The 10,536-nt window shown below is 70.5% G+C and carries 7 protein-coding genes and 1 pseudogene; 6 read left to right on the top strand and 2 right to left on the bottom strand.

The genetic code is table 11. From position 1 onward, the window contains the following. The 5 genes from A5712_RS15530 to A5712_RS15510 all read left to right on the top strand — a co-directional run. On the top strand, positions 1-200 hold a 200-nt coding region (locus A5712_RS15530), incomplete at its 5' end, for a hypothetical protein (RefSeq protein WP_231982136.1). A 3-nt stretch (positions 201-203) separates the two neighbouring features. Next, positions 204-1,463: a protein translocase subunit SecF gene (secF, locus tag A5712_RS15525; protein ID WP_068106794.1), complete on the top strand. Its 1,260-nt coding sequence runs from the start codon at positions 204-206 to the stop codon at positions 1,461-1,463. A 62-nt stretch (positions 1,464-1,525) separates the two neighbouring features. Then, positions 1,526-3,127, top strand: coding sequence for an ABC transporter substrate-binding protein (locus tag A5712_RS15520; protein ID WP_231982137.1), 1,602 nt, complete (start codon positions 1,526-1,528; stop codon positions 3,125-3,127). Continuing rightward, on the top strand, positions 3,109-3,654 hold the full coding sequence (locus tag A5712_RS15515; RefSeq protein WP_068106791.1) for an adenine phosphoribosyltransferase: 546 nt from the start codon (positions 3,109-3,111) through the stop codon (positions 3,652-3,654). Before A5712_RS15520 ends, A5712_RS15515 begins: the two co-directional genes overlap by 19 nt. A 43-nt stretch (positions 3,655-3,697) precedes the next feature. Continuing rightward, entirely contained in the window at positions 3,698-6,058 is a 2,361-nt protein-coding gene (locus tag A5712_RS15510; RefSeq protein WP_068106796.1) for a bifunctional (p)ppGpp synthetase/guanosine-3',5'-bis(diphosphate) 3'-pyrophosphohydrolase, read from the top strand. 6 nt (positions 6,059-6,064) lie between these two features. Here A5712_RS15510 and A5712_RS15505 read toward each other — a convergent pair whose 3' ends face one another. Then, a complete protein-coding gene (locus tag A5712_RS15505; protein WP_068106788.1) occupies positions 6,065-6,433 on the bottom strand; it encodes a hypothetical protein in 369 nt (122 codons plus the stop codon). Between the two features lie 147 nt (positions 6,434-6,580). Between A5712_RS15505 and A5712_RS15500 the strand changes: the two genes are divergently transcribed. Next, a complete protein-coding gene (locus A5712_RS15500) occupies positions 6,581-9,757 on the top strand; it encodes an adenylate/guanylate cyclase domain-containing protein (RefSeq protein WP_068106786.1) in 3,177 nt (1,058 codons plus the stop codon). On the opposite strand, the pseudogene A5712_RS30855 reads toward A5712_RS15500, so the two are convergent. Beyond that, positions 9,754-10,536 (bottom strand): annotated as a pseudogene (locus A5712_RS30855) (PE family protein); the annotation flags it as partial. The gene A5712_RS15500 and the pseudogene A5712_RS30855 sit on opposite strands and share 4 nt — an antisense overlap.

The raw sequence follows: 10,536 nt of genomic DNA, 5'->3' as shown, positions 1-10,536 counted from the left end.
AGGTCACCAGGAACACCACCACGGTGTCCAGCAGCGTGGTGAGGCCCAACGTGAAGGCGAAGCCCCGCACCTGGCCGCTGGTCTACCTGGCGTCCCAGTCCACGACGCTGGCCAAGCCGGCGTACAACGGCCTGGGCGCCGTGCAGCAGGTCGCGCGGGAACGCCGGGCCGCGGCGGACGTGAAGACGGGACGGGGATAGCGCATGAGTGCCGCCAAGGATGCGACCGCGCTGACCGACAGCGCCCAGCTGCCGCACCACAGCTTCATTTCCCGGCTCTACACCGGCACGGGCGCGTTCGAGGTGATCGGGCGGCGCCGGCTGTGGTATGGGATCAGCGGCGCGATCGTCGCGGTGGCGCTGATCAGCATCGTGCTGCGCGGCTTCACCTTCGGGATCGACTTCAAGGGCGGCACGACCGTTTCGATGCCGCGGGGGACAGCGCAGACCGCGCAGGTGTCGGAGGTCTTCCGCAAGACCATCGGCAAGGACGCCGAGTCGGTGGTGATCGTCGGCAACGGCGCCTCGGCGACCGTGCAGATCCGCTCGGAGACGCTGACGAACGACCAGACCACCAAGCTGCGCAACGCCCTGTTCGACGCCTTCCAGCCGAAGGGCAACGACGGCAAGCCGAGCAAGCAGGCCATCAGCGACTCGGCGGTGTCGGAGACCTGGGGTGACCAGATCACCAAGAAGGCGCTGATCGCGCTGGTGGTGTTCCTGGCGCTGGTCAGCCTGTACATCACCATCCGCTACGAGCGCTACATGGCGATCTCGGCGCTGACCACCATGGTCTTCGACCTGACCGTGACCGCCGGCGTCTATTCACTGGTCGGCTTCGAGGTCAGCCCGGCGACGGTCATCGGGCTGCTGACCATCCTGGGTTTCTCGCTCTACGACACCGTCATCGTGTTCGACAAGGTCGAGGAGAACACCCGCGACTTCCAGCACACCAACCGGCGCACCTTCGCCGAGCACGCCAACCTGGCGATCAACCAGACGTTCATGCGCTCGATCAACACCAGCCTGATCAGCGTGCTGCCGGTGCTGGCGCTGATGGTCGTGGCGGTGTGGCTGCTGGGCGTCGGCACGCTGAAGGACCTGGCGCTGGTGCAGCTGGTCGGCATCGTGGTCGGCACCTACTCGTCGATCTTCTTCGCCACCCCGCTGCTGGTCACCCTGCGCGAACGCACCGAGCTGGTGCGCACCCACACCCGCCGGGTCCTCAAGCGGCGTGCGCGCTCCGACGAGTCGGCCGTCGAGATCTCCGAGTCCGCCGCCGAAGAGCCGACCGAGGCGACCGAGGCGACCGAGGAGGCCGAGGCTACCGAGGCGGACAAGGCCACCGAGGCCGCCGAGGCTTCCGCCAAACCCGCGCCGAGCAAGCCGGCCCCCGGCGCGCGCCCGGTGCGCCCCACCGGGACCCGGCGCCCGACCGGCAAGCGAAACGCGGGCCGGCGGTAGGCCACATGTTGCGGGCCGGCCGGGGGAACCTGAGGGGGACCGCGGCGGCTGCGTTGGCCGGCATGCTGCTGGCGGCGTTCGCGTTGGCCGGGTGTTCGGGCAGCGCCGCCTCGAACGTCGACTACGTGGTCGACGGCCCGCTGGTCAGCTACAACACCAACACCGTCGTCGGCGCCGCGTCGGCGGGCGCGCAGGCGTTCGCCCGCACGCTGACCGGCTTCGGCTATCACGGCCCCGACGGGCAGGTCGTCGCCGACCGCGACTTCGGCTCCGTCTCGGTCGTGGGCGGTTCGCCGCTGGTCCTCGACTACCAGATCGCCGACAACGCCGTCTACAGCGACGGCAAGCCGGTGACCTGCGACGACCTGGTGCTGGCGTGGGCGGCCCAGTCCGGCCGGTTCCCCGGCTTCGACGCCGCCAGCCAGGCCGGCTACGTCGACGTCGCCAACGTCGAGTGCATCCCGGGCCAGAAGAAGGCCCGGGTGTCCTTCGTCCCGGACCGCGCCGTCGTCGACTACGCCCAGCTGTTCGCCGCGACCACGATCATGCCGTCGCACGTGATCGCCGACCAGCTGAACGTGGACGTGACCGCGGCGCTGCTGAGCAACAACGGGCCCGTGGTGGCGCAGATCGCCAAGCTGTGGAACACCGGCTGGGACCTCAAGCCAGGTGTCGACCTCAAGCGCTTCCCGTCGTCGGGCCCGTACAAGATCGAGCGAATCCTGGACGGCGGCGCGGTGGTGCTCGTCGCCAACGACCGCTGGTGGGGGCCCAAGGCGGTGACCAAGCGCATCACCGTCTGGCCCCAGGGGCCCGACATCCAGGACCGGGTCAACAACCGCAGCGTCGACGTCGTCGACGTCGCGGCCGGTTCCTCCGGCGCGCTGGCCACCCCCGACAACTACGAGCGTTCCGATGCGCCGTCGGACGGCATCGAGCAGCTGATCTTCGCGCCGCAGGGACCGCTGGCGCAGCCCAAGGCCCGGCGCGCGTTCGCGTTGTGCACGCCGCGCGACACGATCGCGCACGACGCCGGGGTGCCGATCGCCAATTCCCGCCTGCAGCCCGCCACCGAGGACGCCATCGCGGCCGGTGAGGGCGCCGCCGAGGCCGGCCCGTTCGGCAAGGCCGACCCCGCCGCCGCCCGCGAGGCCCTCGGCGGCGCGCCCCAGCCGGTGCGGATCGGCTACCAGGGGCCCAACGCGCGGCTGGCGGTGACGGTCGGGTCGATCACCAAGTCGTGCGAGGCGGCCGGCATCACCGTCACCAGCGTCCCGCTGGACACCTCCGGACCCCAGGCGCTGCGGGACGGCAAGATCGACGTGCTGCTGGCGAGCACCGGCGGGGCCACCGGCAGCGGGTCGACCGGGTCGTCGGCGATGGACGCCTACGCGCTGCACAGCGGCAACGGCAACAATCTGTCGGGCTATAACAACCCCCAGGTCGACGGCGCGATCAGCGCGCTGGCGGTATCGGCCGACCCCGCCGAGCGGGTCCGGCTGCTGGCGCAGGCGGCCCCGCCGCTGTGGGCCGACATGCCGACCCTGCCGCTCTACCGGCAGCAGCGCACCCTGCTGACATCGAAGAAGATGTACGCCGTGAGCAGGAATCCGACCCGGTGGGGCGCCGGCTGGAACATGGATCGATGGGCGCTAGTCGAGTGACGCGTGTGCCGGTTTCCGACGTGATCGCGTCGCTGACGCGGGACGTCGCCGACTTTCCGCAGCCCGGCGTGCAGTTCAAGGACCTCACCCCGCTGTTCGCCGACCGGGACGGGATGAACGCGGTCGTCGACGCGCTGGCCGAGATCGCGTCCGCCGCCGACCTGGTGGCCGGCATCGACTCCCGCGGGTTCCTGGTCGCCGCGGCCGTCGCCGGCCGGCTGGGCACCGGTGTGCTGGCCATCCGCAAGGCCGGCAAGCTGCCGCCGCCGGTGCACGCCGAGCGCTACGACCTGGAATACGGCAGCGCCACCCTGGAGATCCCGGCCGACGGGATCGATCTGCGCGGCCGCGACGTTGTCGTCATCGACGACGTGCTGGCCACCGGCGGCACTCTCGGCGCGGCCGCCCGGCTGTTGAAGCGCGCCGGCGCGCATGTGACCGCGGCCGCGGTGGTGGTGGAACTCGTCGCGCTGGGCGGTCGCCAGGCCGTCGCTCCGCTGCCGGTGTACAGCCTGAGCCGAGCCTAACCCGGGGATATAAGCGATATCCTCGACCTCGGAGGTGACAATCGTGGCGGACGACCAGAGCACGACGCAGGCTGTCGCGCCGCCGATCGAAGAGACGCCGGTCGTCGAGCCATCGGAGGCGCCGACCGAGACGCTGAAGACCTCCAGCAGCGCCTCGCGCCGGGTGCGCGCCCGGCTGGCGCGGCGGATGACCGCCCAGCGCAGCGCGCTGAACCCCGTGCTCGAGCCGCTGGTGGCGGTGCACCGGGAGATCTATCCCAAGGCCAACCTGCAGCTGCTGCAGCGCGCGTTCGAGGTCGCCGACGAGCGGCACGCCACGCAGTTGCGCCACTCCGGTGACCCCTACATCACCCACCCGCTGGCCGTCGCCAACATCCTGGCCGAATTGGGCATGGACACCACCACTTTGGTGGCCGCGCTGCTGCACGACACGGTCGAGGACACCGGCTACACGCTGGAGCAGCTGTCGGAGGAGTTCGGCGAAGAGGTGGGCCACCTCGTCGACGGCGTGACCAAGCTGGACCGCGTCGTGCTGGGCAGCGCTGCCGAGGGCGAGACCATCCGCAAGATGATCACCGCCATGGCCCGCGACCCACGGGTGCTGGTGATCAAGGTCGCCGACCGGCTGCACAACATGCGCACCATGCGCTTCCTGCCGCCGGAGAAGCAGGCCCGCAAGGCCCGCGAGACCCTGGAAGTCATTGCGCCCCTTGCCCATCGGCTGGGCATGGCCAGCGTCAAGTGGGAGCTGGAAGACCTGTCGTTCGCGATCCTGCACCCCAAGAAGTACGAGGAGATCGTGCGGCTGGTCGCCGGGCGCGCGCCGTCGCGCGACACCTACCTGGCCAAGGTCCGCACCGAGATCGTCAACACGCTGGGTGCGTCGAAGATCAAGGCGACCGTCGAGGGCCGCCCCAAGCACTACTGGTCGATCTATCAGAAGATGATCGTCAAGGGCCGCGACTTCGACGACATCCACGACCTGGTCGGCATCCGCATCCTGTGCGACGAGATCCGCGACTGCTACGCGGCCGTCGGCGTGGTCCACTCGCTGTGGCAGCCGATGGCGGGCCGGTTCAAGGACTACATCGCCCAGCCGCGCTACGGGGTGTACCAGTCGCTGCACACCACCGTCGTCGGGCCGGAGGGCAAGCCGCTGGAGGTGCAGATCCGCACCCGCGACATGCACCGCACCGCCGAGTACGGCATCGCCGCGCACTGGCGCTACAAGGAAGCCAAGGGCCGCAACGGGCTTCCGCATCCGCACGCCGCCGCCGAGATCGACGACATGGCCTGGATGCGCCAGCTGCTCGACTGGCAACGGGAGGCCGCCGACCCGGGCGAGTTCCTGGAGTCGCTGCGCTATGACCTTGCCGTCCAGGAGATCTTCGTCTTCACGCCCAAGGGCGACGTCATCACGCTGCCGACCGGGTCGACGCCGGTGGACTTCGCGTACGCCGTGCACACCGAGGTCGGGCACCGCTGCATCGGCGCCCGGGTCAACGGCCGGCTGGTGGCGCTGGAACGCAAGCTCGAAAACGGCGAAGTCGTCGAGGTTTTCACGTCCAAGGCGCCCAACGCGGGGCCGTCGCGGGACTGGCAGCAGTTCGTGGTGTCCCCGCGCGCGAAGACGAAGATCCGCCAGTGGTTCGCCAAGGAGCGCCGCGAGGAGGCGCTCGAGGCCGGCAAGGACGCGATGGCGCGCGAGGTGCGCCGCGGCGGACTTCCGTTGCAGCGCTTGGTAAATGGCGAGTCGATGGCCGCGGTGGCCCGCGAGCTGCACTACGCCGACGTGTCCGCGCTGTACACCGCGATCGGTGAGGGGCATGTGTCCGCGCGCCACGTCGTGCAGCGGCTGCTGGCCGAGCTCGGCGGCATCGACCAGGCCGAGGAGGAACTCGCCGAGCGGTCCACGCCGACCACCATGCTGCGCCGCCCGCGCAGCAGCGACGACGTCGGCGTCTCCGTACCCGGCGCACCCGGCGTGCTGACCAAGCTGGCCAAGTGCTGCACGCCGGTGCCCGGCGACCAGATCATGGGGTTCGTCACCCGCGGCGGCGGGGTCAGCGTGCACCGCACCGACTGCACCAATGCCGCGTCGCTGCAACAGCAGGCCGAGCGCATCATCGAGGTGCTCTGGGCACCGTCGGCGTCGTCGGTGTTCCTGGTGGCCATCCAGGTCGAGGCGCTCGACCGGCACCGGCTGCTCTCGGACATCACCCGGGTGCTCGCCGACGAGAAGGTCAACATCCTCTCGGCGTCGGTCACCACATCCGGTGACCGGGTGGCGATCAGCCGGTTCACCTTCGAGATGGGCGACCCCAAGCATTTGGGCCACCTGCTCAACGTCGTTCGCAACGTCGAGGGCGTGTACGACGTTTATCGCGTGACTTCCGCTGCTTAAAGCGGCTTAGCGCCGACTGGCCGCGCGCTTGCGTTGCGCCGGCACGTGCACGACCGTGGTGTCGGACTGGTGCTGGTCCTCCAACACGATGACGCCTTCGGCGTCGCTGCCCACCGGTTTGGCCGCCCCCTCGAGCACCTCGCCGACGACGCGAACCGCCTTGGGCAGCGCGGTGTTCGTCAACACCTTGAAGAGCGGGACCGCCGCGATGAACAGCGCCAGCGGCGGCTCGATCAGGCCCATCCCGGTGGCCACCACCAGGCCGCCGAAGTAGCCGATCGACCGTGGCACGTCGACTTCGACTGTGCCCACCTGAACCTCCAACACGTTTTCCGGTGCACCGAACCGGATCTCCACGGCGCTGCTGGTGGCCATCACACCCTCCTGATACGCATGCCGAAAGTCTTCGGGTACCCCCTGCGGTCGCGCCTAGCCCACTCGCGCGGAATTGAGCGTGTTGTTCGCCGCCAAACGCCCCTATTCTTGGCGGATCGGGGTTTGGCCGCGATAGGTGGTACTGGCATGACGGCGGCGGGGTTGGCTTGCGGCGCGTGCGGTATCGAATTGCCGCCGAATTCGAAATTTTGCAATGCGTGCGGGTCTCCGGTCGCGGTGCCCGACACAACGGCGGAATACAAGCAGGTGACGGTGCTGTTCGCCGACATGGTGCGCTCGATGGACATCGCGACCGCGCTGGACATGGAGCGGTGGCGCGAGATCATGACCGAAGCCGTCGAGCGGTCGGCCGCGGCGGTGCGCCGCTACGGCGGCACGGTCGAATACTACGGTGACGGGCTGATGGCCCTGTTCGGAGCGCCAGTTGCGTTGGAGGATCACGCTTTTCGGGCGTGTCTGGCGGCGCTGGCGATCCAGGACGAGGTGAACCGGCTGGCGGAGGAGGTGGCCCGCCGCGATGGCGTGCCGTTGCGGTTGCGGGTGGGCCTGAATTCGGGACGGGTGATCGCCGGTGAGATCGGCCCGGGGTCGCCGAGGTACGCCGCGACCGGACAGCCGGTCGGGTTCGCCGAGCGGATGCAGTCGGTGGCGCCGCCAGGCGGGGTGATGCTGTCGGAGTCGACGGCACGGCTGGTCGAGCATGCCGCCACGCTGACCGAACCCGAATGGGTGCACGTCAAGGGCATCGACCAACCGGTGCGCGCGCGCCGGCTGATCGGAATCGGTCCGCGGCATGGGCCGGTCGGACGCGCCGAGGCAAGGCTGGTCGGTCGCAGCCGGGAAATGGCGGCTCTGGGCGCGCTGGTGGACCGCGCGATCAGCGGCCATGGCGGCGTGGTGGCTGTCGTGGGGCCGCCGGGCATCGGCAAGAGCCGGACGGCCCGCGAGACCGCGGCCGTGGCAGCCGGTCGAGGTGTCGAGGTGTTTTGGACCTACTGCGAATCCCACGCCGGTGATATTCCCTTCCGTGTGGTGGCCCAGTTGCTGCGCTCGCGCACCGGCGTGGCCGACCTCGGCGCCGAAGCCGCCCGCGCCCGGGTGCGGGAGCAGCTGCCGAACGCCGACCCCCAGGATCTGCTGCTGCTTGAGGATCTGCTCGGCATCGCCGATCCGGAGGTGCCGCTGCCCGCCATCGGCCCGGATGCGCGGCGCCGCCGGTTGACCGCCCTGATCAACGCCGCGTCGCTGGCCAGCACGCGACCGGCGCTGTTGATCATCGAGGATGCCCAGTGGATCGACACGGTCAGCGAGTCGATGCTGGCCGACTTCCTCACGGTCATCCCGAAAACCTCGTCGATGGTGTTGCTCACCGCCCGCCCCGAGTACCAGGGCGCCTTGACGCGGGTGCCCGCCGCGCAGACGATAACGCTTGCCCCCCTTGGTGATTCGGATACCGCAGCACTGATCGGTGAGTTGCTGGGCTCGGATCCGTCGGTCGGCGAGCTAGCGGATGCGCTCGCGGAACGGGCCGCCGGGAACCCGTTTTTCGCCGAGGAGATGGTGCGCGAGTTGGCCCAAAGCGGGGCGTTGGCAGGCGAGCGTGGTGGCTACGTGCGCCAGGTCGACGTGGCCGAGGTGAGCGTGCCGGCCACGGTACACACGGCCATCGAGGCGCGCATCGACCGCATGAGCACACCGGCCAAACGGACGGTCTACGCGGCGTCAGTGATCGGGGCACGCTTCGCGGCGGACCTGCTCGACGCGTTGGGCATCGACGCGGTGCTCGACGAGCCGCTAGGCGCGGAGCTCATCGATCAGGTACGGCTCACCCCAACCGCCGAGTACGCTTTCCGCCACCCGCTGGTCCGTGCGGTGGCCTACGAATCACAGCTCAAATCGGACCGTGCCGAGTTGCACCGGCGCGTCGCGGCCGCCATCGAATCAGGCGACCGCGCCGCCACCGAGGAAAATGCCGCCCTGATCGCCGAACACTTGGAGGCCGCCGGCGATGCGCATGCCGCCTACGGTTGGCACATGCGCGCCGCAGCCTGGGCGACCAACCGCGACTTCGCATCTGCGTGGCTGAGTTGGCAGCGTGCCCAACGGGTCGCCGACGCACTGCCCGCCGAGGACCCCAACCGGGTGGCGATGCGCATCGCCCCGCGCACCATGTTGTGCGGGATCGCCTTCCGAGTCCACGAGCGGGTTGCCGGGGACCGGTTTGACGAATTACGGGAGTTGTGCACCGCCGCCGGGGACAAGGCGTCGCTGGCCATCGGGATGGCCGGGCTGGTGGTCGATTACGGGTTTCAGAACCGGGTGCGCGAGGCGTCGCGGCTGGCATCCGAACAGATGGCCCTTATGGAATCCATCGGCGATCCGACCCTCATGGTGGGGCTGTCTCCATTAGCGATCTACGCCAAGGCGGAGACCGCCGAGTTCAGTGACATGCTGCGCTGGTCGCAGCGGGTCATCGAGCTGGCCGACAATGACCCGTTGAAAGGCAATTTCATAGTTGGGTCCCCGTTGGCGATCGCTTTCATTGCGCGAAGTCGTGCTCGGTGTTTACTGGGTCTTCCCGGGTGGCGCGACGACCAGCGGCAGGCCGTGGCTCTGGGCCGCAGCGCCGACCCTGCGTCCTATGCGTGGGTTGTCTGCTGGCTCTACTTCGGCGGGATACCGTACGGCGTGGACCTGCCCGACGATCGGGCGGTGCGCGAGATCGAGAATGCCCTGCAGGATGTCGAACGATCAGGTGATGACATCGCGGTGGCCCAAGCCCGGCAAACGCTGGGCATGGCGCTGGTGCACCGCCACCCGGCCGCCGAGCGTGCTCGGGGACACAAGCTGCTGACCGAGGTCAGCGAGATGGTCCAACGCACGGGATCGGGCATAGCGGTGCTACAGGTCCTCAATCTCTACTCGGCACGGGAGAGGGCTCGAGGTGGAGATCGCGATGGGGCCATCGTGTTGATGCGCGCCACCGCCGACCATACGTTCCGCGAGGGGCAGCTGCTGATTTACAGCATTCCCGCGACGGGCGTTCTGGTGGAGACGCTGCTCGACCGCGGGACCGACGCCGACCTGGCCGAAGCCGAGACCGCGGTCGAGCGTTTGGCGGCTGCGCCAGCCGATGACGGACTGGTGATACGCGACGTCTGGCTGCTGCGGCTGCGCGCGCTGCTGGCCCGCGCTCGCGGCGACGATTTCGCCTACCGCAGTTACCGGGATCGCTATCGCGCCATGGCGGAATCGCTTGGCTACGAAGGCCACATCGCCTGGGCTCAGAAGATGTGCGGCTAGGGCAAGCCGTTCAGCCCGGGTGCGCCGAGCAGCGTGATGGTGCCGCCGGTGCCGGGGGTGCCCGCGGTCGTGCCAAGCCCGGCGTTGCCGCCGTTGCCGCCGGCGCCGAGGATCGCTACGGCGTTGCCGCCGTTGCCGCCGTTGCCGCCGGTCGTCGCGCCGTCTCCGCCGGCGCCGCCGGGACCGCCGCCGCCCACGAGTAGTGGACCGGCCTGGCCGCCGGCCCCGCCGGCCCCGCCGGCCCCGGTCGAGCTGAATCCGCCGACCCCGCCGGCCCCGCCGGGCCCCAGAAGCATGCCGGCGCTGCCGCCGGCCCCCCCGGCACCGCCGGTGCCGGTTGAGCTGTCTCCGCCGGCGCCGCCGGCGCCGCCGCCGTTGCCGATCAGGGCCCCATTGCCGCCGGTCCCGCCGCCGCCCCCGCCGGTCGCGCCGAATCCCCCGGCCCCGCCGTCCCCGCCGGCGCCTGTCAGCAGGCCGGCGTTCCCGCCGGTTCCGCCGGCTCCGCCGGTGCCGGCCGCGCTGGCCCCGCCGTCCCCGCCGGCGCCGGCATGGCCGAAGAGCGGGCTGGCGTAGCCGCCCGGCCCGCCGGCGCCGCCGCTGCCGGTGCCGTATCCGCCCACGCCACCGGCCCCTCCGCCCGCAGTGATCAGCCCGCCGATCAGACCACCGGTCCCGCCGGCCCCGCCGGCCCCGCCGACCCCCCCGGGGGCGGGGGCGCCGGCGGCGCCCGCGGTTAGCCCCACACCCGTACCGGCGGGGGGGGCGGGGCCGGCGGCAAT

Origin of the sequence: Mycobacterium sp. E2327 (assembly GCF_001672675.1) — a bacterium.
GTDB lineage: Bacteria > Actinomycetota > Actinomycetes > Mycobacteriales > Mycobacteriaceae > Mycobacterium.
The sequence above is the reverse complement of the archived record's forward strand: the minus strand, read 5'-3'. Positions and strand labels throughout refer to the sequence as shown.